This window comes from Streptomyces sp. NPDC005423, from assembly GCF_040606415.1.
GTDB lineage: Bacteria > Actinomycetota > Actinomycetes > Streptomycetales > Streptomycetaceae > Streptomyces.
The window spans coordinates 565,325-587,894 of the sequence record NZ_JBEXET010000001.1; the positions used below are offsets into that span (position 1 = coordinate 565,325).

A 22,570-nucleotide genomic window follows, 5' to 3' on the forward strand; every position below is an offset into this window, starting at 1 on the left:
GATTTTTTAGGGAAGATCGCCTTCGCAACCCCGCGCCCAGCTTTTATTTTTCTCCCCGCGGCCTTCCCAGGGTGCCGCCATGATCGCGGACCGGTGTCCGGCGTATAGGGGAGGCGATCATGGCGGCTCGGGCGATCGAGATCGGCGAGGCCGGCGAGCACGTGGCGGCCACCATCGCGAAGTACCGCCAGGGTCGCGGCTGGGACCAGCGGTACCTGGCCGAGCTGGTGACCGCCGGCGGGCGACCCATGAGCTCGTCGGTGCTCGGGAAGATCGAGTCGGGTGCCCGGCGCGTCGATGTCGGGGACCTGGTGGCGATCGCCGCTGCCCTCGACGTCCCGCCGGCCCGGCTGCTGCCCGGCGACGAGACCACAGAGCCTGATCCCGTCTCGGCGACTGCCGCCCCTGGGGCGGTGCGCGCCCAGGTCCTCGACGACATCGCGGCCCTCGGTGACCTTGAAGTCCTCGACGCCACCGCGCCCACTCTGGCCGCGATCGCCGTACGGCTCGCTGCTGAGGTCGACGCGCCTGTCTCGCTCGGCTCCTCTCTGCAGGGCCTGTCCAAGGAGCTGCGCCAGGTCCTCGCGGAGCTGCGCTCCCTCTCGCCGGAGGAGCCGGACGATGACGACGACCTCGCCGATCTGGCGTCCCCCGACTGAGTTCACCGAGGACCTGCGCGAGCGCTACGGCCTCACCTGCCCGCCGGTGTGGGGTACGCCGCGGCGGCCGGAGTTCCCGACGCTGGGCGGCAAGGTCGCCAGGGTCATGGAGCGCCTGGGCTACACACCCATGCCGTGGCAGCGGTACGTGTGGGACGTCTCCATGGAGCTCGACCCGGCCACCATGCGGTTCTGGTACCGGCACGTCGGCCTGTCCGTGCCCCGGCAGCAGGGCAAGACCCAGGGCCTGTTGGCGGTCAAGGTCCACCGGGCGCAGGCCTTCAAGCGGCAGCGGATCATCTACGCCGCGCAGAACCGCAGCATGGCCCGGGAGCGCTGGGAGGACGAGTTCTGGGCGACGATCGAGGTGTCCCGCCTCGCGCGCCGGTTCGTCATCCGGAAGGCGAACGGGCACGAGGCGATCATCAGCCGCGCGACCCGCTCGCGGATCGGCATCACGTCCAACACGGAGAAGGCCGGCCACGGACCGCCGTTGGATCTCGGCGTCATGGACGAGTACTTCGCCGCCGAGGACGACCGCTTGGAGCAGGCGTTCTCTCCGGCGATGCTGACCCGGCCCACCGCTCAGCTGTGGTGGGCGTCCGCCGGCGGCACGGAGAAGTCCGTGCCGCTCAACAAGAAGCGCCAGGCCGGGCGCGAGCTCATCGAGGAGCTGTGGCGTGAGGGCCTGCTGCCGCACGACTTCCCGCACACGGCCTACTTCGAGTGGTTCGCACCGGACGACCTGGACCGTGCCGACCCGGCGACCTGGTACGCGACGCTGCCGGCGCTCGGCTTCACCGTCACCGAGGACGTCATCCGGCACGAGCTGAACACCATGGACCCCGGGGAGTTCGACCGGGCCTACCTCAACCGGACGCGCAAGAAGGCGCCGCCCCCGGACGCCAACGTGCCTGCCGCGGCATGGCCCGCGCTGGCCGACGGGGAGTCGATGCCGAACCCGGAGCTCCTCGCGTTCGCGGTCGACGTCTCGCAGGACCGCGCGTACTCGTCTATCGGCGCCGCCTCGCAGCGCGAGGACGGGCACATGCACCTGGAGCTCCTCGACCGGCGCCCGGGCACGGACTGGGTGGTGCCCGCCCTCATCCGGCTGTGTGCGCTGTGGGACCCGCTGGTCGTCGCGATCGGCTCGACCGGGACCCCGGCCGGATCGCTCATCGACGACCTGGTGGCCGCCGGTATCACCACGCCGGAGGACAAGGACGAGCCGCACCGCGGGCACCTCGCGGTCGTACGGACGAACGACGCCGTCGAGGCCTGCGGGCAGATGGCCGACGCCATGAACCAGGCCACCGCCCGCCACCGCGACCAGGCCGACCTGACCGCAGCGGTGAGCGGTGCCCGGTCGCGGCGCGTCGGCGACGCGTGGGTCCTGGACCGTACGGCGTCGCTGACGGACGTCAGCCCGTTCGTCACGGTGACGCTCGCGCGCTGGGCGCTCGTCTCCAAGGGGCCGCACGTGCTCGACGACTACGACCCGCTGGATTCGATCTATTGAAGGGGGCGCAGTGCGCGAGCGGATGACGACCGTGCTCGACACCGCCGGCCTGCTGCTCGTCGCGGCCGGCGCGGGAGCGGGAGCGTACCGGTGGCTGGGGTGGGCGGCCGTGGCCGTCAGCGGCGCGGTGGTCCTGGCCGGTTCCTGGCTGGCCGCAGGATCGGGGAGGAAGGGGTAGGACGTGAGTCTCTTCCGACGCGACTACGCGGGCGCGAGCGCCGACCAGCTGATCCCGCCTCGGCCCGGCACGGGCGGGGGCGCCGCGCTGGTCACCAACGAGACCGCGCTGAGGAACAGCGCGGTGTGGGCGTGTCTGCGGCTGCGCGCGAACCTCATCTCGACGATGCCCGTAGACCTGTTCCGCAAGGTCGACGGCATCCAGGTCGAGGTGCCCAAGCCCGCCGTCCTGATCACCCCGGGCGGGGACGAGGTCGAGATGCCGGAGTGGATGTACTCCAGCCAGTTCGGCCTCGACCGGTCGGGCAACTCCGTGGGCCTGATCACCGCCAGGGACGGGCTGAACCTGCCGGCGCGCATCGAGCTGGTGCCGTCCAGCGACGTCACGGTCCGGATGCGCAAGGGCAAGAAGACGTACCGCATCGCCGGCACCACCTACCAAAAAGACGAGGTCTGGCACGAGAAGCAGTACACCGTCCCGGGCCTGCCGGTCGGCCTCTCGCCGGTGGCGTACGCCGCGTGGTCGATCAGCGAGTACCTGTCCATCCAGCAGTTCGCCATGGACTGGTTCCGCAACGGGGCCGTCCCCTCGGCCCATCTGAAGAACACCGCGAAGACGATCACACCTGCGGCGGCCGACGAGACGAAGCAGCGCTTCAAGGCCGCTGTGGCGGGCCGCGACCTGTTCGTCACCGGCAACGATTGGGACTACGAGATGATCCAGGCCGAGCAGGCGGGCGCCGACTGGATCGCCGCGAAGCAGTTCGGCATCGGCGACATAGCCCGGTTCTTCGACTGCCCGTCCGACCTGATCGACGCGTCGGTGTCCGGCAGTTCCGTGACCTACGCGAACATGACGCAGCGCAACCTGCAGTTCCTCGTCATGTCCCTGGGGCCGGCCGTGAGCCGCCGCGAGAACGCGCTCAGCCGCCTGTCCTCGCGACCGCGGTTCGTGAAGCTGAACCGCAACGCGCTGCTCGCGATGGACCCGCAGTCGCAGGCCTCCGTCCTCAAGACGCGCATCGACTCCCGGACGCTGACGCCGTCCGAGGCCCGCGCCTTCTACGACCAGCCGCCGTTCACGGAGCAGCAGATGGCGGAGTTCGACCGGCTGTTCGGCAAGGGCACCACCCCGACGCCCACCACCGCGACCCCGCAAGCAGGAGGCACACCCTCATGACCGACATGGCGACCCTGCGGCAGCAGGCTGCCCAGGCCCGCGCCGGCGCGGCGGGCTCGACGGCGATGGCCGTACCGCGCGACCGGCCCGAGACACCCGAGGTGCGGTTCAGCTCCCAGCTGCGCGCGAAGAAGGTTCAGCGCGATGACGGGATGGAGTGGTACCAGGTCGAGGGTTACGCGTCCGCCTTCGAGCAGGGCTACGAGATGTACGACTTCTACGGGCCGTACACCGAGATCGTCTCGGCGGGGGCCGCCGACCGGACGCTCGGCGCGGACCCGGAGGTCGTGTTCCGCTTCAACCATGCGGGCACCCCGATGGCCAGCACCCGCAACAGTCGGCTGGAGTTGTGGGCCGATGCTCAGGGCCTCGGCGAGCGCGCCTACCTCAACCCGAAGCGGTCGGACGTGCAGCTGCTCGTCCAGGCCATCGAGGACGAGGACGTGCGCGAGCAGTCGTTCATGTTCCGCATCACCTCGGGTCAGTGGTCCCCGGACTACACCGAGTACCGGATCATGGAGTTCGACCTGGAGCGCGGCGACGTCGGTCCCGTCACCTACGGCGCGAACCCGCACACCTCCATCGCGGCCCGCTCGGGCGAGTTCCTCGACCTCATCCCCAACCTGCCGCCGCTGCTGGCACGCGAGGCCCTCAGCCGCCTCACGCAGCGCGGTGACCTGAGCCTGCCGCCCGTACCGCCCGCGCCGCAGATGCCGGCGCGTGCGACCGCCCCGACCGCCACCGGGCGGTCGATCTCCATGCTCCGCACTCAGCTCCTCGTCCAGGCCGACGAGGACTGAGTCTTTCCTGACACAGCGCGCGGTCCGGCAGATGCCCGGACGCGCAGCCCTGTGCCGCCCGGCAGATGACCCGGGTTGGGCCGTGGCCTCGCTGTAGCTGCACCCAACGACCCATCTGTACGGAGGGAACACACCCATGCCCGGAACCATCGACGACCTGATCGCGAGCATCGAGGTCGAGCTGGAGGCCGCTCAGAAGCGGCTGAAGAAGTGCGGCGCCGAGGTCACGCTGATCCTCAACAAGGCGCAGGAGGAAGGCCGTTCGAACCTGAGCACCGAGGAGGACGGCCGCGTCGCCGAGCTGTTCGCCGCGCGCGACCAGGCCCGTAACGACATCGTCGGCATCGAGAGCAAGCTGGCCACCACGAACAAGCTGAAGGTCGAGGAGCAGGAGCGGGAGGCGAAGCAGAAGGAGTTCCGCGAGACGAGGACCCGCACGCCCGCCTACGACCAGGTCGCTCGCGTCGGCCGCGAGGAGCGGACCTACCGCAAGGACCAGGACCCGCTGGGCAAGAACTTCCTGATGGACGTCTCCCGTCAGTTCCTCTACCAGGATGTCGAGGCCTCCTTCCGGCTGGCCCAGCACATGCAGGAGGAGCGCGTCGAGCGGGCGGAGTACCTGCAGCGAGCGGTCGGTACGGGCGCGTTCGCGGGCCTGACCGTGCCGCAGTACCTCACCGACATGTACGCGCCCGCCGTCGCGAACCTGCGGCCGTTCGCGGACACCTGCAACCCGCACCCGCTGCCGGAGTCGGGCATGTCGGTGAACATCTCCCGCATCACCACGCCGTCCAGCGCCGCGCTGCAGGCGTCGGAGAACTCGAACGTGTCCGAGACCGACATGGACGACACCCTGCTGACCGTCCCCGTGCAGACCGCGGCGGGCCAGCAGACCGTGTCCCGGCAGGCGATCGACCGCGGTACGGGCATCGAGGACGTCACGATGCAGGACCTGATCAACCGGGTGAACACCAACCTCGACTCGACCCTGATCAACCAGGCGACGACCGGCCTGTCGGCGATCGCGCAGGCCGTCGCCTACACCGACTCCTCCCCGACGGGCGCCGAGCTGTACCCGAAGATCCTGGGCGCAGCCGCCGGCGTCGAGCAGAACCTGCTGGCGATGGGCCGCCCGTCGCACGCGGTCATGCACTCGCGGCGCTGGTACTGGCTATCGAGCCAGATGCAGTCCGTATGGCCGATGATCAACTGGTCGAACCTGCCCGTGCAGGCCGCGGGCAAGGCCGACGCCGCCAGCTCCTACAACTCCGGCCCGCGCGGTGTGCTGCCGTGCGGCCTGGAGGTCATCGTCGACAACAACATCCCCACCGGACTGGGCGGCGGCACGAACGAGGACGAGCTGTACGTCGTCCCGCAGTCGGAGTGCCACCTGTGGGAGGACGCCAACGCTCCCATGTTCATCCGTGCCGAGCAGGCCAAGGCCGCGAGCCTGGGCGTCCTGCTGGTCGCCTACTCGTACTTCGCCTACACCTTCGGCCGGTACACCAACGGCATGCAGAAGGTCGGCGGCACGGGCCTGGCCCAGCCGACGTTCTGACCCCGTCCGGGCCCGGCAGACCGCTGCCGGGCCCGGCTCCGTCACGCACCGAAGGAGATGGGCCGTGGGGCTCAGGAACGTAACTGCCGACGTCGCGCTGCCGTCCGCCGCGCGGGGCGCCGGCACCTTCACGAGTGGTCCGGTCGCCGCGGCGGGCGGCGCCGCCGATGTCGTGCTGGCCGTGCACTGCACGGCGGCCACCGGCCCGCCGACACTCGATGCCTCGCTGGAGGAGTCGGCCGACGGCAGCAGCTGGACGGCGATCCCGGGCAGCGCCATCACACAGCTGACCGCGCCCGGCAACCGGGTCGCCTACGCGGCCGTCACGAAGAACTACGTCCGCGTCACGTCCACCGTCGCGGGCACCACGCCGAGCGCCACCTATAGGGCGTCCGTCTGGATCCGCCCCGAGTAGCAGGAGGAACCGCAGTCATGGCACGAGACGAGAACATGATCGCCGCGCTGAAGCGGGAACGCGCCGTGTACGTCAGCCAGGGCGACGGGGACCGCGTCCGCCAGGTCGACGAGTCGCTCAGGCACTACGGCTACGACGCCGAGCAGGACGGCCCGCAGGACCGCACCACCGCGCCGCAGCAGATGGCCGACGCCGGCACCACACCGGCGAGGCCGGCGGCGAGGAAGTCGACCGCCAAGAAGGCCGAGGCCAAGCCTGCCGAGGCGACGTCCTCGACCGAGGCGCAGTCCACGCCGCCGGCAGAGTGATGACCGGTGGCCCACGAGTACGGCAACCTGGCCGCGCTGAAGGAGCGCCTGGGGATCGAGGCCAGCGACACCAGCCGGGACGCCCCGCTGATGTCGGCCCTGGGCGCCTCCTCGCGTGGCATCGACAAGGTGACCGGGCGCCGGTTCTGGCTGGACGACACCGCTACCTCTCGGGTGTTCCGCCTCGCCGGCCGGGTCGTGTGCGAGGCCGACGGGGACCTGCTCCTGGTCGACGACATCGGCGACATCGGCGACATCGGGAACCTGGTCGTGGAGACCGGGAGCGGTACGACCTGGTCCCCGGTCACCGGGTACGAGACCCAGCCGGACAACGCGCTCGCCCAGGGGAAGCCGGTCACCGGTCTGCTCCGCCGGGGCAGTTGGGGAACGTTCGCCTCGCGGGTGCGGATCACCACGAGGTGGGGCTACCCGGCTGAGCCGGAGGACATCACCGAGGCATCCCTGATCCAGTCCTCGCGGCTCTACAAGCGCAAGGACTCCCCGGAGGGCATCATCGGCTCGGCCGAGTGGGGCGTACGGAACCTGTCCCGCCGTGACCCGGACGTGTGGGCGCTCATCGAGCCGTACTGCTTGCCCGGCTTCGGATAGGGGGCGGCGTGCAGATCTCACCCATCAAGGACGCGATCGCGGATGCCGCCCGGGTCATCGTCCTGCCGGCGGGCGTTGGGAAGCTCACGTGCACCGGCTTCGTGCCGGACGCGGTGGTCGCCCCGTGCTTCTTCGTCGGCGAGGTCGAGGTCAACTACGACCAGACCATGGGCCGCGGTACCGACGAGCTGCTCATCACCTGCCGCGTGCTGGCCGGCCGCGCGGATGACCGCTCCGCCCAACGCATCCTCGACGCGATGCTGTCCGGCTCGGGCGAGGCCTCGCTCAAGGCGGCGTTCACGGCGGCCCGCGGCGCTCCCGGTGAGCTCGCCCTCGGCGGCCTGGCCGACGACATCCACCTGCAGCGCGTGCAGGGCTACCGCTGGTACGAGCACGCCGGATACAGCTACGTCGGCGCCGAGCTGGCCGTCAGGGTCATCGGAGACGGGAGGACATGATGCGCATCCGCATCACCCAGCAACAGCCCGAGGGCGCGGTGCTCAACGGCGAGCCGTGGCCCGACGAGGGCAAGGAGGCCGACGTCCCGACGGCGCAGGGCGCGCACCTGGTCGCCTCCGGCGTCGCCGAGGCCGTCGACGACAAGCCCGCCCCGCGCGCCCGCAAGACCCGCAAGGGAGGCGACGATGGGTAAGACCGTCCTGACCAACGTGCGGTGCTTCGCCGTCGGCGTCGACCTGACCGGCAACTCCAACAAGATCGAACTGTCCTCCGAGGCGGAAGTCAAGGACGCCACGAACTACGGCTCGCAGGCGTGGAAGGAGGTCGTCGGCGGGATCGCCTCGGCGGAGATCTCCGGCGAGGGACAGTGGGAGGCCCTGGACGTCACGAAGGTGGATGACGCGTCCTGGGCGCAGCTCGGCGGTATCGGCCCCTGGTCGATCAGCGCCAACAGCGGTGCGGCCGTGGGTGACTTGGCGTACTTCACGCAGGCCATGCGCTCGGACTACAAGCTTCTCGGCGAGGTCGGCGAGATCGCCCCGTGGACGGGCACCGCCAAGTCCGCGTGGCCTTTGGTGCGCGGCCAGTTCGCCCACCCGCCCGGTACCGCGCGCACCGCGACCGGCACCGGGACAGGCCTCAACCTGGGCGCCGTGGCCGCCAACAGGCGGATGTGCGCGGCGCTGCACGTCCTCTCGGTGGCCGGCACCGCCACGCCGAGCATCACCGCGCGCGTCGAGTCCTCCGTGGATAACACGTTCGCCAGCCCCACCACCCGCCTGACGTTGGCCGCGGCCACTGCGGTGAGCGGGCAGACCCTGCGCACTGCGGGTACGGCCATCACGGACACCTGGTGGCGGGTGGCGTGGACGATCTCCGGCACCACGCCCTCGTTCCTGTTCGCCGCGGCGCTCGGCATCCAGTAACACCCTGCCCACCTCGTACCCGGCCCGCTCCCGGGCCTTTCGTCATGCCCTGAAAGGGGGCCCGCCGTGCCCAAGATGGTTCTGCTCGCCGAGTACCTGTCGATCAACGCCAACGTCCTGAACACCTTCACCAAGAAGGCCGAGTTGTCGGTCGAGGTGGAGGAGAAGGACGTCACCAACTACGCATCTCTGGGCTGGAAGGAAGTCATCGGCGGCCTCAAGTCCGGTGAGCTGGGCTGCGACTTCCTGAACGACTTCGCCGCCGCGCAGCTGGACGCCATCATGTGGCCGCTGCTGGGCACGGTGGTGCCGTTCGAGGTGCGCGCCGACCAGGGCGCCCGTTCCACCTCCAACCCCGCCTACACGGGCAGCATCCTGATCAACGGCTGGAACCCGATCACTGGGTCGATCGGCGACGAGGCCACCGTGTCGATGAGCTTTCCGACGTCGGGGGCCGTGGCCCGGGCGACGGCCTGATGGCCGACGGCCCGCCGTTCTCTCTCGGTGTGGAGACGCACGACGGGCTGGCGGCCCTCACCCGTGCCCTCCGCGCGGAGGAGGACGGCAAGCAGCTGCGCAAGGAACTCGCGGCCAACATGCGCGACGCCCTGCGCCCGGGCGCGCAGCAGGCCAAGGACTCGATCATGGGCATGGTCTCCCTGCACGGCGCGCAGCCCGCGCTGCGCACGTCGATCGCCCGGAAGATCCGGCCCGAGGTCAAGCTCGGCGGACGCTGGTCCGGCGCCCGGGTGAAGGCCTTCAAGACCAAGAACATCCGCGGCTTCGCCAACGCCCCGAAGCGCACGAACAGGGCGAGCGGCTGGCGCCACCCGGTGTACGGCAACCGCGACGTGTGGACGCACCAGCGCGGCAAGTTGGAGTGGTTCGACCGCGCGTTCCGGGGCCGCGAGGCCCTCTACAAGGCCGCCGTAGAGCAGGCGATGGAAGACATGGCCCGGCGCATCGCGAACCGGGCCCGATAGGAAGCGAGCAGCCGTGTACCTCGTCTATCAGCCCGAGGGCAGCGACGAACCCAAGCGCTGGAAGTACCAGCCCAAGAAGCTCATGAGCCCCGAGCGGGAGATGCTGGAGCGGTTCACCGGCAAGAACTTCACCGAGTTCACCCAGGACGTCCTGAAGGGCAACAGCAGATGCCGGCGCGCGCTGCTGTACCTGTACCAGAAGCGGGAGCACCCAACGCTGAAGTTCGACGACGTCGACTTCGCTTGGGAAGAGCTGACGCTGGAGCACTCCAGGGGCGAGCTGCTGCTCATGCGGGAGAACGTCGCCGAGTCGGTGCCCGCCGACCAGCTGGCGGCCGTTCTGGAGAAGCTGGACCAGGAGATCGCCGAGGCCTACGAGGACCCTGACGAGCAGGGAAAAGCCCAGCTGCCGATCGCCGGATAAAGCGACTCGGCGACGCCGCGCACCTGCTCGGGATCGCTGGCAGGGACTGGGACACCTTCACCGTCGAGGAGACGGACGCCTACCTCGACTGGCTCGACGCCTACGTGAAGGCCCAGCAGGAGGCCAACGAGAAGATCAAGTCTGGGCGCTGACCGCCCGCTGCCCAGGAGGGAGGCGGGCGTGAGCGATACCTCCCTCGTGTTCAACCTGGTCGCGCGCGAACAGGTCTCGGAGACGCTGGGCAAGGTCAAGGAGAAGTTCGACGCGGCGGCCACCGGTATCGCTGCGGGTGTCGCCGGCGCCCTGGGTGTCGGGGTGGCTGCGTCCATGGACATGTCGGCGGCCAACGCGAAGCTGGCCGCTCAGCTCGGTGTCGGCCCGGCCGAGGCAGCGAAGCTGTCCAAGGTCTCCGCGGACGTCTACGCCAACAACTGGGGCGAGTCCACCGAGCAAGTCGACGAGGCCATCAAAGGCGTCTACCAGAACATCGGGGACGTCTCCAAGGCCAAGGGCGGGCTGGAGGGCGTCACCTCCAAGGCCCTGGCCCTGGCGAGCACCTTCGACCAGGAGGTCACGCCCACGACCGCGGCCGCCGGGCAGATGATCAAGACCGGTCTGGTGAAGAACGCCGACGAGGCGTTCGATGTCCTGACCAAGGGTTTCCAGAACGGAGCCGACAAGGCCGGGGACCTGCTCGACACGTTCAACGAATACGGCGTTCAATTCCGGTCGCTCGGGCTGGACGGGCAGATGGCCATGGGGCTCATCTCCCAGGGACTCAAGGGCGGTGCCCGGGACGCCGACCTGGTCGCGGACTCGTTGAAGGAGTTCAACCTCCGGGCCCGCGACATCACGTCGACAGCCGGGGCGGGCTTCAAGTCGCTGGGCCTCGACAGCCGGCAGATGGCCGCGGACGTAGCGGCCGGCGGCCCCAAGGCCACGGCGGCTCTCCAGAAGACCCTCGACGCGCTGCGCGAGTACCCGGACACCAGCCAGAAGGCATCCATCGCGTCGAACATCTTCGGCACGCAGTCCGAGGACATGCAAAGGGCGTTGGAGTCCCTCGACCCGTCGACCGCGGTGAGTGCGATGGGCAAGGTCGGCGGGGCCGCAGACCGGATGTCCAAGACCGTCAGCGACTCCCCGTCAGCCGCCCTGGAGACCTTCAAGCGGCAGGCCACCGTCAAACTCGCCCAAGTCGGCGGCATCTTCGTCCAGTTCGCCATGGACAACAAGGGCGCCTTCGGCCCGCTGATCGGGATCCTCGGCATCGTCGCGGGCGCCATCCTCGCCGTCTCGGTCGCCCAGAAGATCTACGCCACCTACACCGCGATCGCCTCCGCAGCCCAGACCATCTGGAACGCCGAGATCTGGGCCTCCACCGCGGCCCTGCTCGCCAACCCGATGACGTGGATCGTCCTCGCGATCATCGCCCTGATCGCCGTCATCGTGATCATCGCAACCAAGACCACGTGGTTCCAGACCGTCTGGTCGACCGTGTGGGGCGCCATCGTCGACTTCACGAAGCTGGCGATCGGCGGGATCGGCGACGCCCTCGACTGGCTCGGCTCGCTGCCGGGCAAGTTCGCCGGCTGGTTCGGCTCCGCCAAGGACTGGGCCATCACGAAGATGACCGAGCTGATCGTCTGGCAGGCAACCCTTCCGGGGCGGCTGTGGAACGCGCTGGCCGGCCTGGCGGGCACCGTGACCTCGCGGGCGTCGGGCGCCTTCCAGTCCATGAAGGACGCGGCCGTCACCAAGGCAACGTCCATGATCAACTGGGTCAAGGGGCTGCCCGGGCGCCTGGCCGATGGTCTCGGCGATCTGAACGGGCTGCTCTACAACAAGGGCCTGGACATCGTCTCGGGCCTGTGGAACGGCATCAAGGCCATGGGCGGCTGGCTGAAGGCCACCCTGGTCAACTGGGCCATCGACACCATCCCCGGCCCGATCGTGAAAGCCCTGGGCATCGGGTCACCGGCGAGGGTGCTGGCGGCGGAGGTCGGGCACTGGATCCCGCCCGGCATCGCGATGGGCGCCGAGGACAACCGCGACGTCCTCGACAAGACCATGTCCACGCTCGTCAGCCCCGCCGTCTACCGCCCCACCGCCCAGTCGATGGGCGTGACCCCGTTCACCGGCGCGGCCTCCACCCTCGGCGCCGGCCAGGGCTCGGCCCCGCGCCTGGTCTTCGAACTGCGCGGCGGGTCGAGGGCGTTTAGGGAGTTCTTCCAGGAGTCCGTACGCGTCACCTCCGGCGGTGACGTGATCAAGTTCGCGGAGGGGTGACATGCCGAACCTGCCCCCGCCCGTGTGGGCGGAGCTGTTCTACAGCGGCGCCTGGAACACCATCACCGACGACGTCCGCGTGGCGACCTCGGCCGTGACCATCACCCGGGGTCTGTCGTCGGAGTCCGCGTCGGACGCCGAGCCGACCACGGCCGCGTGCGACCTGGACAGCCGCGACAACCGGTACGCCCCGCGCAACCCGACCTCGCCCCTGTACGACCTAATCGGCCGCAACACTCCGATGCGGCTCGGCTACACGGCCGGCTCGCCGTGGGCCGCCATGGCGGGCGGTCTGGGCAGCGACGCCCTGGAGACTCCGGACGCCGCGGCCTTGGACGTCTCCGGCGACTTCGACCTGCGCCTCGACCTCGCCCTGGAGAGCTGGGCCGAGTCGCAAATGCTGTGCCTGCGCTACATCCCGGGCAGCGCCGAGCTGTGGGCCCTGGAGATGATCGACGGGTTCCCCACCTTCATGTGGTCGCCCGACGGCACCTTCGCCAGCCGTATCACGCAGACCTGCACCGAGGAGCTGAAGGCCTACAACGGCCAGCGCCTGGCGCTGCGCGTCGTCCTGGACATCAACAACGGGGCGGGCGGCTACGAGCTGCGGTTCTACACCGGCCGCACGGTCGACGACACCGAATGGAACCTGCTCGGGGCCCCGATCGTGGGCGCGGCCACCACCTCGGTCTTCCCCGGTACGGCGCCGCTGGAGATCGGTTGCGGCACTGCGTTCAACGCGCTGCCCAGCGGCGGCGTCCTCAACCGGCTGCGCGGCAAGGTGTACGCGCTGAAGCTGCTGGACGGCACCACCACCAAGGTCAACATGAAGACCAGCGCGGCCACCGCGGGCGGCACGTCGTTCGTCGACGCCACCGGCCTGACGTGGACGAACCAGGGCTCAACGGTCCTCACCAACAGGCACATCCGGATGGCCGGCGAGGTGCCCGCCTGGCCGCCGACCAGGGACCTGTCCCTCAAGGACAACTACGTCAGCGTCACCCCGGCCGGAGTGACGCGCCGCATGGACGCGGGCAACAAGCCCGTCGACTCCGCGCTGCTGCGGTTCATCAAGTTCCACGGCCCCGTCGAGTGCTGGCCGCTGACCGACGGCCCCGCCTCCCTGGGCGCCCGGTCCATGGTCGGCGGATCGGACATGCGCCAGGAGATCGTCATCGGCACGGACACCGCCGCCGGCTGGTCGGAGGGCAGGCTCGCCGACTGGATCGAGCCCTGCCTGTCCCTGAAAGCGAACACCTCCGGGGACATCCGGGGCACCTGCCGCCGCACGACGGGGACAGACGCCTTCTGGTCCCTGGACCTGTTCCTCTCAGGCGGCGGCACCCCGTCCTCGGGACAGTTCACCGTCTACGACCGCGGGGCGGGCACCGACGCCGACAACCGTGTGCAGATACAGATCATCTTCACCGGCAACCTCGACCGGCTCACGGTCATCCGCCAGTCCGACGCAGACACGACGTCGAGCTTCGCCCTGCTGGCCAACATCGACGGCGTGGGGATCTACAACGAGAACCCTCACCACATCCGGCTGTCCATCGACCCGCAGGCCTCATCCACCCTCTGGTACCTGTACGTCGACGGCACACTCCTCGCCAGCGGCACCATCACCAGCATCGTGATGAAGTCCGTGGCGAACGTCCTCCTAGGCTGGGGCTACCTCACCCTCGCCGGCGTCACGATGACCGACAGATCGTTCGGCTACCTCACCTACTGGGACGGCAACGGCCCCTCCGCCGCCGACATGTACACCGCCTACATGGGCTTCCAGGGCGAACGCGCCGGGGACCGTATCGAGCGCCTGGCGACCGAGACCGCCTACGTGGCCAGCACCGCGGGCGAGTCGGTCTACCAGCAGCCCATGGGCATCCAGGGACGCAAGAAGCTCCTGCAGCTGATGAACGAGGCGTCCGCCACGAACTTCGGCTACCTCCTGGACCGCCGGGACGCACCCGAGGTCATCCACCGCGGGCAGTCGACGCTGTGGAACCAGCCGCCCGGCCTGACGCTGGACTTCTCGGCCGGTCTGATCTCGGCACCGTTCAAGCCGGTGGACGACGACAAGCTCACCGAGAACGACGTGTCCGTGCAACGCGAGTTCGGCTCGTCCCCGGCCCGGGAGGTGTTGGAGGACGGCGCCATGTCCGTCCAGAACCCCGAGGACGGCGGGGTGGGCCGCTATGACCAGGCGTACACGTACAGCGTCGAGACCGACGCCCAGGCCGACCAGGTGGCCGGCATGCGCCTGCACCTCGGCACCTATGACGGGGTGCGCTACGCCCGCCTCACCCTGAACCTGGCCAACGCGCGCGTCTACGCCCTGATCGACGACATCCTCCGCATCGACTGCGGCGACAAGATCCGCCTCACGAACCTCCCCGCGGACCACGGCCCCGACCCCGTCGACGTCCTGGTGACCGGCTACTCCGAGGAGGCCGGACCCAACGCCTGGCTCATCACCTTCAACTGCGTACCCGGCGAACCGTGGAACGCCGGCGTGGTCGGCTCCAGCACCTACGGCACCGCCGACACCGGCGGCTGCCAGCTGGCGGAGGCCCTGGACTCCACAGAGACCGCCGTGGACGTCTTCACCACGGGCCTGGCCTGGTGGGTCGACTCGGCGACCTACCCCACCGACTTCCCCTTCGACGTACGCACCGGCGGGGAGGTGATGCGGGCCACCGCGTGCACCAGCGCGGTACAGGACACCTTCACCCGCTCGGCGAGCAGCAGCTGGGGAACGGCGAACGTCGGCGGCACCTGGACGAACACCGGCGGGGCCACATCGGACTACAGCGTGACCGGCAGCGTGGGCGCACACAGCATGACGACGATCAACGTCTCCCGGCACAGCGTGATCCCCGCCCCGTCCGCAGACGTCGACCTGGTCGTGGACGTGGCCACCAGCGCGCTCGCCACAGGCGGATCCCACTACGTGGGCGCGCTCGCCCGGCACGCCGACGTCAACAACCACTACTACGCGCGGGCCACCTTCCAGACCACCCAGGCCATCTCACTGGTGCTGCAGAAGCGAGTAGCCGGAGCCCAGACCGACATCACGACCGTCACGGTGCCCTACACGCACGCCGCCGCCACCTTCTTCCGCATCCGCTTCCAGGTGATCGGCTCCACCCTGCGCGCCAAGGTGTGGCCCGTGGGCGGCCTGGAACCAACGACCTGGCAGGCGACGGCCACTGACACCTCGCTGACCGCCGCGGGCTCGGTCGGGGTACGGGCCATCCTCGACTCGGCCAGCACCAACACGCTGCCTGTCACGGTGTCGTACGACAACTTCGCCGTGCTCAACCCGCAGACCCTCACCGTGACGCGCTCGATCAACGGCGTGGTCAAGTCCCATTCGGCCGGCCAGGACATCCGCCTGGCCAGCCCCGTCTACGCGGGAATGTAGGAGCGCCGATGACCGCATGGCTCGCCGGTATGCGGATCACCGCCGACCGGCTCAACGACTACTCCCTGGACGACGAGACGACGTCGGGCTTCGTGATCGGCACGGGCTGGACCCTGAACAACTTCTGGGCCAACCGCCAGGGCGGCACGGTCGAGATGAACATCTACGTCAACCGGATCGGCGCCACCATCACCGCCACCACCGGCAACATCACCGACACCCTGATCGGCACCGCGCCCGCAGGATGGCGGCCCAACAGCGCCTCGACCGTCAACGGCGCCTGGGACGACGGCACTTCCTTCGGCGGCTTCGTCCTCGGTACCGACGGCGTCTGCACGATCCGCACGGCCTCCAGCGACATCGTCGCCGGCCGCAACCTGCGCCTGCACGTCGTCTTCAACAAGGAGCCCTAATGCCTCTCGGCACCCCGGAAGGCCCGACGGCGAGCCAGTGGAAGATCGCCGCCAACAGCGTCGACTCGGCCGGCGACTACCCGGTGACGTTCGATGTGACGGCCACGACCGACAACCCCGACGCCCCCGGCGTGCCGGCCATCGTCCAGAAGTTCGTCGACATGATCGACGCATCACCGACCTTCCGCCTGATGTCGGCGAACCGCTCGTACTCGTACTCGGACCCGATCACGCCCACCGCGTGACCGCCTGTCACTGGACGCCCCGCGCCAACCGGCCGGGGCCTTTCTCATGTGGAGGTCTCATGGCCACTTGCCGCGGCATCGACGTGTCCGCGTACCAGGGCACCCAGGACTGGGCCAGCCTCAGGAAGGACGGCCTAGTCTTCGCGTTCGCCAAAGCGTCCGAGGGCCAGCACTCGCGTGACGGCTCGTTCGACAAGCACATCGCGGGCATCCTCAAGGCTGGGCTGGTCGGCGGCGGCTACCACTTCGCCTGGCCCAACCAGGACGTCAAGGCCGAAGCAGCCAACTACATCAGCGCCGTCAAGCCGTACGCGAAGCAGGGGTTCACACACTGGCTGGACCTTGAGCGCTACTCCGACGGCCGCAACTACTCCGGGCGGAGCACGGCCCAGATCCGGACGTGGGCCGCCGCCTGGATCGCCGCTGTCCAGGTCACGTTCCCCGGCCAGCGCGTCGGCATCTACACCAGCGCCTCCGACCTGTCCGCCGGCCACGTGCCCGCCGGCGTCCCGCTCTGGTACCCCGCCTACCCCTGGGGCGCCGCCGCCTACAGCAAGGCGGAGGCCGCCGCCCAGCCCAAGCCCAGCGGGCGAGCCCCGCTGATCTGGCAGTTCACCAGCCAACCGGTGGACCGATCCATCGCCTACCTGTCCGAGGCCGCGTTCCGCGCCTGGGCATCCGGAACTACTGAGGAGGACTCTGTGGCCCTGACCACCGACGACATTGCCAAGGTCGCCGACGCCGTAGTCGCCAAGCTGCTCGCCGGCGGCGGCGCCCTGGAGAACAGCGACCTGGACCGCATCTGGGAGCGGGACGTCATTCCGGCCGCACGCCCGCCGTACAACAACAGCGATTACTACGCGGCCGACGGCAAGACCATCGCGAACGACACGTGGACGGCGACGTACGCCACCCAGACCACTGTCGAGGGAGTGCGCGAGACCCTCGCCCGGGTCAAGGCGGTACAGACCGCGCTCACCACCGGCGGCCTTTCCGCAGCGGAGATCCAGGCCGCCGCCGAGGCCGGCGCCACGGCCGCGCTCGCCCAGCTCGGCGACAAGCTGCAGGAGGACTGACCGATGAAGGAGACCACCAAGCGCACTGCGCGTACGGTCTTGCAGACTACGGTCGGTGTGGCTGCGGTACTGCCCGGGATCGTCAATGCCTCCGGTATCCCCGCGTCCCTGCCCTGGGTGGCGGGAGCGCTCGCAGTCGCTGGCGGGCTCGCCCGCGTGATGGCCCTGCCGAGCGTTCAGGCCCTGCTGCCGTCGTGGCTGCGGACCGACGACACTGCGAGCAGACAATGACTGTCCCGGAAGCCTCGGTGGCCGTCGAGCTGGAGCGGCTCCGCGGTACGGTCGCAACAGGGTTTGCCGAGGTCAAAGGTTCGCTGTCGGTGCTTGTCGAGCGTTCGGACCGCAACGAGCAGGACGTCAAGCAGTTGCGCCAGGACACCGAGAAGGACATCGGTGAAATCCGCCACGACGTCGAGGCCTTGAAACGGAACCGATGGCCCTTGCCCGCGATCGGCGCACTCACCGGCATCGCCGGCGCGGTGGCCGGCATCCTCGCCCTGTTCATCCGCTGACCACGATGCCCCCTGTACGGCCCGTCACGGGCCGTACAGGGGGCCTTTCGTCGTGCCCGGATACGCTGCGGCCATGATTCGTGCAGTGATGTTCGATGTCGGTGAGTGCCTGGTGGACGAGACCAGGGAGTACCGGACCTGGGCGGATTGGCTCAGAGTGCCACGGCACACCTTCCACGCGATGTTCCGCGCGGTCATCGCGCAGGGCCGCGGCTACCGCGAGACGTTCCAGGAGTTCCAGCCGGGCTTCGACCTCTAGGCCGAACGTGAGCGCCGTGCGGAGGCCGGGAAGCCGGAGTACTTCGGCGAGGACGATTGCTGTGCCTTGGTATCCGTTCATGGACTCAGGATCGCTGGTGTAGGCGTAGCTCGCACTGTCGGCGTCGTAGCTCTCCACACGCAGATCGCGATCGTGTTCAGCGCGGATTCACCGTCCGTTGAACTCTGCTGATCAGGTTCTGCGCGTCAGGCCCGTAGATCGCGGAGTCCCTGAGCGTGTTCCACACCTTCTGGTAGGTGGCCACGTTGTCGGTGTCGTCCAGCCAGATCTCTGCGTGCCAATCCTCTGCGACGACCAGACGGTCGTCCAGGATCCAGAAGCCGTTCGCGGTGGGGATCTTGAGTGATGCCCCGAGGGGGATGATCCCCAGTTCCATGGTGTCCATCCCAACCATGCCCGCGAGACGATCAAGTTGGGCGGCGAGAACAGACGGGGTGCAGACCAGGGCATGGAGGGCTGCCTCCCAAATCAGTGCGTGGAAAGTGTGGCCGCCTTGGTGGAGCCATTGCTGGCGCAGTATGCGGATGCGGACGGCCTCCTCGGTGTCGCGCACCGTGCCGTACAAGTCGGCGTACCGCAGGAAGATCGCCCGAGCATAGTCGGCGGTCTGGAGCATGCCGGGGATCACTGACTCTTCCCAGGCGTAGATGGTCTTGGACCGGTCGACCTCGATGTTCCAGATGTCTTGCACAGGGCGGTGGCCGGCGGAGAGCTGGCGGCGCCAGGATCTGATGTGGGACTCGAACCCCTTGAGCCTGGCGCGCAGTTCGTCGTAGACGTCGGGTTGTCCGACCGCGTCGGCCCAGGCGCGTAGGTCATCGGAGGTCGCGGTCTGTCGGCCACCCTCCAGTTTATAGATCTTCGAGTGCGGCCAGCCGAGGCGCTCGGCGAGCTGCGTGCCGGTGAGCCGGCCACCCGGGCCCGAGAGGCGTAGTTCTCGGAGCCGTGCGCCGAGGGCCTCGCGGGCCTGCTGGTAGTCCGTACTCACCGGCAGCTCGTCAGGTCGTGCGTAGTTGCGCGGCGAACTCGCCGCACAGCGTGGCGCCGTGGGCCGCGACGTCGCGCAGCTGGCAGTAGCGCAGAACCTCGGCGGGCTCAGTGATGATCTCGACGTCGTGGAAAACGTCCTGGTCGTCGAAGTTGAGCCGTGCGACTAGGCGGCTGTCGAAGATCCAGAAGTCTTCGCTTCCCAGGAGGCGGGCGTCGGCTTCCCTGCGAGGCAAGCAGCGGATGTCTTCGCCAGCGGCCGCGCCGCGGGGCGAGTCGGCCAGTAGGAAGAGTTGGCCTTCGGTCGGGGGCTCGTCGACGATGCGGACGCGGCCGACCGTCTTCCCGGCGATGACCTGGCGGCGGATGTTGCGCGACCAATCGTCGTCGTAGTCGAGGGTGATGGCGCCGGTCTCGACGAACTCAAGGTAGGTCGGGTCTTCTCGGTCGGAGGCGTAGCCGCGGCGGGTCTCCAGGCGCCAGGCCGTGTGCTCGAAGGTCTCGAAAAGGCGGCCGAACTCCTCCAGGTCGATGGTCTTCGGCACGCGGGTCATCTCCTTCGGGCCGTGGTTGACGAGTAGTTCGCGCGGCACGACGACGGCCGCATCGTCGGGTCCGAAGTGCTTAAGTCGGGCGAGGTCGTCGGGGTCAGTGAGCGGCGTCCCTTGCACGATGACATCGCCGGTGGCGGTGTCGGTGTGGACGGCTGGGCACCCGCCGTTCTTGCTGTCCGTGCCGTTGAAGACAAGCTGTCGTGCCACGGTGCCTCCCTTGGGTGGGGCTGGTCGCACTCAGCATGGCCAACCGGGTGGTCCTGTTCCATGGCGTTCCGGCCCCCGCAGGCGACCATGCGGGAACATCTCAACCAGTAACTAGAACATTCGAGAACATTGGCTGGCTGGTGTCAACGGCGCCTTCCTACCGTCCTGTTCATGACCTCCGCATCCGAGTTGCACGACGCACCCCGCGTCGATCCGTTCACGGCGATGCAAACACTGCGGGCTGCGCTCGACCAGGCCGGCATCGTCCTGCCATCGCTCGCTGTCGACCCGCAACCGTCGGCCCGAGTCCGGCTGGTCGAACTCGGCCGCATCCGCCCCGACGTCGCCATGCGGCTAGCCGACGCACTCCAGCGAGGAGCAGCAGTATGAGCACCACGGCGCCCACCATGCCTCCGGACATCAGGGCGATGCGCGCCAGCATCGCGCTCGTTCTCGGTGCGGACATCCCTAAGGCGGACCCCGGCGACCCTGAATCCCGGGACGCGCCCGAGCTCCGCTTCACTGGCGCCGAGCTGGAGACGCTCGCCGGCACGTACCGAGGGCACATCGAGACACTCATCCCTGCCGTCCAGGGCCTGGCTGAGCAGCTCCCTTCGGGCCACCCCAACCGCGTATCGGCCCTGCTGTGTGTCGGCCAAGCGCAGATGTACCTGGCTCTGGGGCCGGGCGACACCGACGCCATCCGAGGGTCGATCGCATCCCGGCTGGCCCGCTCAGTTCGGACTCTGTGCGGCCACTACGACAGGCTGGTGCCGCGATGACCAGTGCCTCGCCCACGACCGTCGTCTACGACCCGGCGGACCCGATCCGCACCGCCGCCGCCCTCGTCAACCACCAGCTCGACCAACTCGGGCTCGGACAGCACTGGGTGCAGACCGGCACACAGAACGGTCGGCGGATCGTCGACCGGCAGATCCCGCCAGGACACGGCTGGTGCCGGGCCATCGGCCTCCACCAGGCTCTCTGGCCGGCCACCGCCGACCTGTGCGTCGAGGTCGACTGGTACCCAGACGACGACATCCCTCCATCCGAGCAAGACGACCACTGGCAGACCCGGCTGGCAGCGGTCACGGCCGGGCTCGAATCCCTCGGCTACGCGGTCCGGACGCCCGGACCGCGCCGGACACCAGGCGAGGACCGCTACCAGCCGCTGATCGCAGCTCGGCTGCCGGTCGGTGCGTCTCTGGCGCCCAGCCCGGCCGACGGCTGGGACCACCTGAAGGTGCACCCCATCTACAAGCCGCCGGACCGTGATCCGATCTGGCGGCTCCAGAGAACGCTGGAGGACAGCGGCCTCACCAGCTACGGCGCGCGCACCCTGGAGACCCACCACTGGCCGGCTTATGCCACGGGTGCCTGGATCGTCCTGTGGAGCGGCGCGCCCCGGGCCTCCACCGCGGACGAGTGGCACAGCGCCATCGCCCGCGTGCGCCGCGTCCTGCGCATCGCCGGCTACGGCCTCCTGGACCACCGACGCCTCTGGGACCCCGCCGTCGACCAGAGGCCTTACGTGATCGCCTACCTCCGCGAGGTCCCCGAGTGACCGTCGCTCTGGCCGAGGAGATGTGGCGAGGGCACACGCTCGCCATAGGCCAGATGGGCCGCATGTCGGATGCAGCCACCGTCGGCGACCACTGCATCTGGTGCGACCGGCCTCCCGGCGACGGCGCCGTGTCCCTGCTGCCAAAGGCGCCGTGGCGGGCGTGCTGCCGCTGCTACCTGAAACGCCTCGCGGCAATGATCACGTGGTGCGACTGGCACACCCACATCGCGCGATGCACACCCTGCAAACACGGCGCGAGGTGCCTCGTGGCCCGCGGCCGACGCCGTCAACACCAGGAAGCCGCTGCCCTACTCGGGGAGCCGCTGCGCTGCTTCCCATGCCACGAGGAGATCGCCGACCGCGACCTGGTCGTCGCCGTCATCTGGGAGGGGGACTCCAGCCCGCATCCCGGATACGCGCACGTCCTGTGCCTTACCCGCCACTCGAAGGGAGTCCGGCTATGACGACGACCGATACCGCGAAGGCAATCCTGGCCAAAGCCAACGGCTCGGGCCTTCGGGCGGCCGGACTGTGCGGGGCCTCGCACCCCAGCGGTGCAATGTGTACCCGGAGACGCGGCCACGCCCCCGGCCACGCCAATCCGTACGTGCGCAAGTCGCCCACGGACGCCGTCGGCCTTCGCTGGTGAACGTCCGGTCCCTGGCCTCACCGACGTCCAGGGACCGGATCCAACGGCCGCCCCGATCCCCCGTCGGGGTGGCCCTCCATGGCGGAGCCGCGTGATATGCGTCCGCTGGCTCCGCAAGTGCTCGCCGAAAGGCTGAGCGCGGCCGCCCCGTCCTCCGTAGTGGAGGGCGGGGCGGTTTACTGCTTTGTGACGCCTCCGCCGAATCACGCGGCGGGGGGCGTCCTTCCGGCCGGGAACCTCCCGAGCAACCCGACCGGGTCCGTCTGGGGCTATGCGTCAGGCGGCCGGAATATACAAGTCCGCCTCCCCTGCCTGCACTGTACTCACAGTGCAGACTGATCTACAGCCTG

The 22,570-nt window shown here is 69.3% G+C and carries 28 protein-coding genes and 1 pseudogene; 27 read left to right on the forward strand and 2 right to left on the reverse strand.

Annotated features, from left to right (window positions below; translation table 11 throughout):
- The first annotated feature begins 119 nt into the window (after positions 1-119).
- The 23 genes and pseudogenes from ABZT12_RS02635 to ABZT12_RS02745 form a co-directional block, all read left to right on the forward strand.
- Positions 120-659, forward strand: a complete 540-nt coding sequence (locus ABZT12_RS02635) for a helix-turn-helix transcriptional regulator (RefSeq protein WP_356376046.1) — start codon at positions 120-122, stop codon at positions 657-659.
- Complete coding sequence (locus tag ABZT12_RS02640) at positions 622-2,178, forward strand: terminase (RefSeq protein WP_356376049.1); 1,557 nt, start codon at positions 622-624, stop codon at positions 2,176-2,178. The genes ABZT12_RS02635 and ABZT12_RS02640 overlap by 38 nt, the downstream gene beginning before the upstream one ends.
- A gap of 10 nt (positions 2,179-2,188) precedes the next feature.
- Complete coding sequence (locus ABZT12_RS02645) at positions 2,189-2,356, forward strand: hypothetical protein (protein ID WP_356376052.1); 168 nt, start codon at positions 2,189-2,191, stop codon at positions 2,354-2,356.
- Between the two features lie 3 nt (positions 2,357-2,359).
- Positions 2,360-3,535, forward strand: coding sequence for a phage portal protein (locus ABZT12_RS02650; protein WP_356376055.1), 1,176 nt, complete (start codon positions 2,360-2,362; stop codon positions 3,533-3,535).
- Positions 3,532-4,335 carry an HK97 family phage prohead protease gene (locus ABZT12_RS02655; protein WP_356376057.1) on the forward strand — a complete coding sequence of 268 codons (804 nt, stop codon included), beginning with the start codon at positions 3,532-3,534 and terminating at the stop codon, positions 4,333-4,335. The genes ABZT12_RS02650 and ABZT12_RS02655 overlap by 4 nt, the downstream gene beginning before the upstream one ends.
- Positions 4,336-4,471: 136 nt before the next feature.
- Positions 4,472-5,893: a hypothetical protein gene (locus tag ABZT12_RS02660; RefSeq protein ID WP_356376060.1), complete on the forward strand. Its 1,422-nt coding sequence runs from the start codon at positions 4,472-4,474 to the stop codon at positions 5,891-5,893.
- 64 nt (positions 5,894-5,957) lie between these two features.
- On the forward strand, positions 5,958-6,308 hold the full coding sequence (locus ABZT12_RS02665; protein WP_356376063.1) for a hypothetical protein: 351 nt from the start codon (positions 5,958-5,960) through the stop codon (positions 6,306-6,308).
- Between the two features lie 17 nt (positions 6,309-6,325).
- Entirely contained in the window at positions 6,326-6,616 is a 291-nt protein-coding gene (locus ABZT12_RS02670; protein ID WP_356376065.1) for a hypothetical protein, read from the forward strand.
- A 6-nt stretch (positions 6,617-6,622) separates the two neighbouring features.
- A complete protein-coding gene (locus ABZT12_RS02675) occupies positions 6,623-7,225 on the forward strand; it encodes a phage gp6-like head-tail connector protein (protein ID WP_356376068.1) in 603 nt (200 codons plus the stop codon).
- An 8-nt stretch (positions 7,226-7,233) separates the two neighbouring features.
- Complete coding sequence (locus ABZT12_RS02680) at positions 7,234-7,683, forward strand: hypothetical protein (protein ID WP_356376071.1); 450 nt, start codon at positions 7,234-7,236, stop codon at positions 7,681-7,683.
- Positions 7,683-7,877 (forward strand): hypothetical protein, encoded by a 195-nt coding sequence (locus ABZT12_RS02685; protein WP_356376074.1) that lies wholly within the window; start codon positions 7,683-7,685, stop codon positions 7,875-7,877. Before ABZT12_RS02680 ends, ABZT12_RS02685 begins: the two co-directional genes overlap by 1 nt.
- Entirely contained in the window at positions 7,870-8,610 is a 741-nt protein-coding gene (locus ABZT12_RS02690; RefSeq protein WP_356376076.1) for a hypothetical protein, read from the forward strand. The genes ABZT12_RS02685 and ABZT12_RS02690 overlap by 8 nt, the downstream gene beginning before the upstream one ends.
- A 75-nt stretch (positions 8,611-8,685) precedes the next feature.
- Positions 8,686-9,087, forward strand: a complete 402-nt coding sequence (locus ABZT12_RS02695; protein WP_356376700.1) for a phage tail tube protein — start codon at positions 8,686-8,688, stop codon at positions 9,085-9,087.
- A 29-nt stretch (positions 9,088-9,116) separates the two neighbouring features.
- A complete protein-coding gene (locus ABZT12_RS02700; RefSeq protein ID WP_356376079.1) occupies positions 9,117-9,593 on the forward strand; it encodes a hypothetical protein in 477 nt (158 codons plus the stop codon).
- Positions 9,594-9,606: 13 nt separating this feature from the next.
- Positions 9,607-10,017, forward strand: coding sequence for a hypothetical protein (locus ABZT12_RS02705; protein ID WP_356376082.1), 411 nt, complete (start codon positions 9,607-9,609; stop codon positions 10,015-10,017).
- A gap of 180 nt (positions 10,018-10,197) precedes the next feature.
- Entirely contained in the window at positions 10,198-12,306 is a 2,109-nt protein-coding gene (locus ABZT12_RS02710; RefSeq protein ID WP_356376085.1) for a phage tail tape measure protein, read from the forward strand.
- Between the two features lies 1 nt (position 12,307).
- Positions 12,308-15,733 carry a hypothetical protein gene (locus ABZT12_RS02715; protein ID WP_356376088.1) on the forward strand — a complete coding sequence of 1,142 codons (3,426 nt, stop codon included), beginning with the start codon at positions 12,308-12,310 and terminating at the stop codon, positions 15,731-15,733.
- Positions 15,734-15,741: 8 nt separating this feature from the next.
- A complete protein-coding gene (locus ABZT12_RS02720) occupies positions 15,742-16,146 on the forward strand; it encodes a hypothetical protein (RefSeq protein WP_356376091.1) in 405 nt (134 codons plus the stop codon).
- On the forward strand, positions 16,146-16,391 hold the full coding sequence (locus tag ABZT12_RS02725) for a hypothetical protein (protein WP_356376094.1): 246 nt from the start codon (positions 16,146-16,148) through the stop codon (positions 16,389-16,391). Before ABZT12_RS02720 ends, ABZT12_RS02725 begins: the two co-directional genes overlap by 1 nt.
- 59 nt (positions 16,392-16,450) lie before the next feature.
- Complete coding sequence (locus ABZT12_RS02730) at positions 16,451-17,467, forward strand: glycoside hydrolase family 25 protein (RefSeq protein ID WP_356376097.1); 1,017 nt, start codon at positions 16,451-16,453, stop codon at positions 17,465-17,467.
- 3 nt (positions 17,468-17,470) lie between these two features.
- Positions 17,471-17,698 carry a hypothetical protein gene (locus ABZT12_RS02735; protein WP_356376100.1) on the forward strand — a complete coding sequence of 76 codons (228 nt, stop codon included), beginning with the start codon at positions 17,471-17,473 and terminating at the stop codon, positions 17,696-17,698.
- A complete protein-coding gene (locus tag ABZT12_RS02740) occupies positions 17,695-17,979 on the forward strand; it encodes a hypothetical protein (RefSeq protein WP_356376103.1) in 285 nt (94 codons plus the stop codon). The genes ABZT12_RS02735 and ABZT12_RS02740 overlap by 4 nt, the downstream gene beginning before the upstream one ends.
- A gap of 73 nt (positions 17,980-18,052) precedes the next feature.
- Positions 18,053-18,235, forward strand: a pseudogene (locus ABZT12_RS02745) (haloacid dehalogenase); the annotation flags it as partial.
- 160 nt (positions 18,236-18,395) lie between these two features.
- Here ABZT12_RS02745 and ABZT12_RS02750 read toward each other — a convergent pair.
- Together ABZT12_RS02750 and ABZT12_RS02755 are read right to left on the reverse strand one after the other, a co-directional pair.
- On the reverse strand, positions 18,396-19,247 hold the full coding sequence (locus tag ABZT12_RS02750) for a helix-turn-helix transcriptional regulator (protein ID WP_356376105.1): 852 nt from the start codon (positions 19,245-19,247) through the stop codon (positions 18,396-18,398).
- A gap of 10 nt (positions 19,248-19,257) precedes the next feature.
- Positions 19,258-20,007, reverse strand: a complete 750-nt coding sequence (locus tag ABZT12_RS02755; protein ID WP_356376108.1) for a DUF6879 family protein — start codon at positions 20,005-20,007, stop codon at positions 19,258-19,260.
- A 171-nt stretch (positions 20,008-20,178) separates the two neighbouring features.
- Here ABZT12_RS02755 and ABZT12_RS02760 point away from each other — a divergent pair, with 171 nt between their 5' ends.
- From ABZT12_RS02760 to ABZT12_RS02775, 4 genes are read left to right on the forward strand one after another with little or no spacing between them, the layout of a single operon-like run.
- The gene (locus ABZT12_RS02760; protein ID WP_356376743.1) at positions 20,179-20,397 is read left to right on the forward strand and encodes a hypothetical protein; all 219 of its coding nucleotides are present in this window, start codon (positions 20,179-20,181) and stop codon (positions 20,395-20,397) included.
- A complete protein-coding gene (locus ABZT12_RS02765) occupies positions 20,394-20,789 on the forward strand; it encodes a DUF6415 family natural product biosynthesis protein (protein WP_356376111.1) in 396 nt (131 codons plus the stop codon). Before ABZT12_RS02760 ends, ABZT12_RS02765 begins: the two co-directional genes overlap by 4 nt.
- A complete protein-coding gene (locus ABZT12_RS02770; protein WP_356376114.1) occupies positions 20,786-21,571 on the forward strand; it encodes a hypothetical protein in 786 nt (261 codons plus the stop codon). The genes ABZT12_RS02765 and ABZT12_RS02770 overlap by 4 nt, the downstream gene beginning before the upstream one ends.
- Positions 21,568-22,035: a hypothetical protein gene (locus ABZT12_RS02775; RefSeq protein ID WP_356376117.1), complete on the forward strand. Its 468-nt coding sequence runs from the start codon at positions 21,568-21,570 to the stop codon at positions 22,033-22,035. The genes ABZT12_RS02770 and ABZT12_RS02775 overlap by 4 nt, the downstream gene beginning before the upstream one ends.
- The last annotated feature ends 535 nt before the right edge of the window (positions 22,036-22,570 follow it).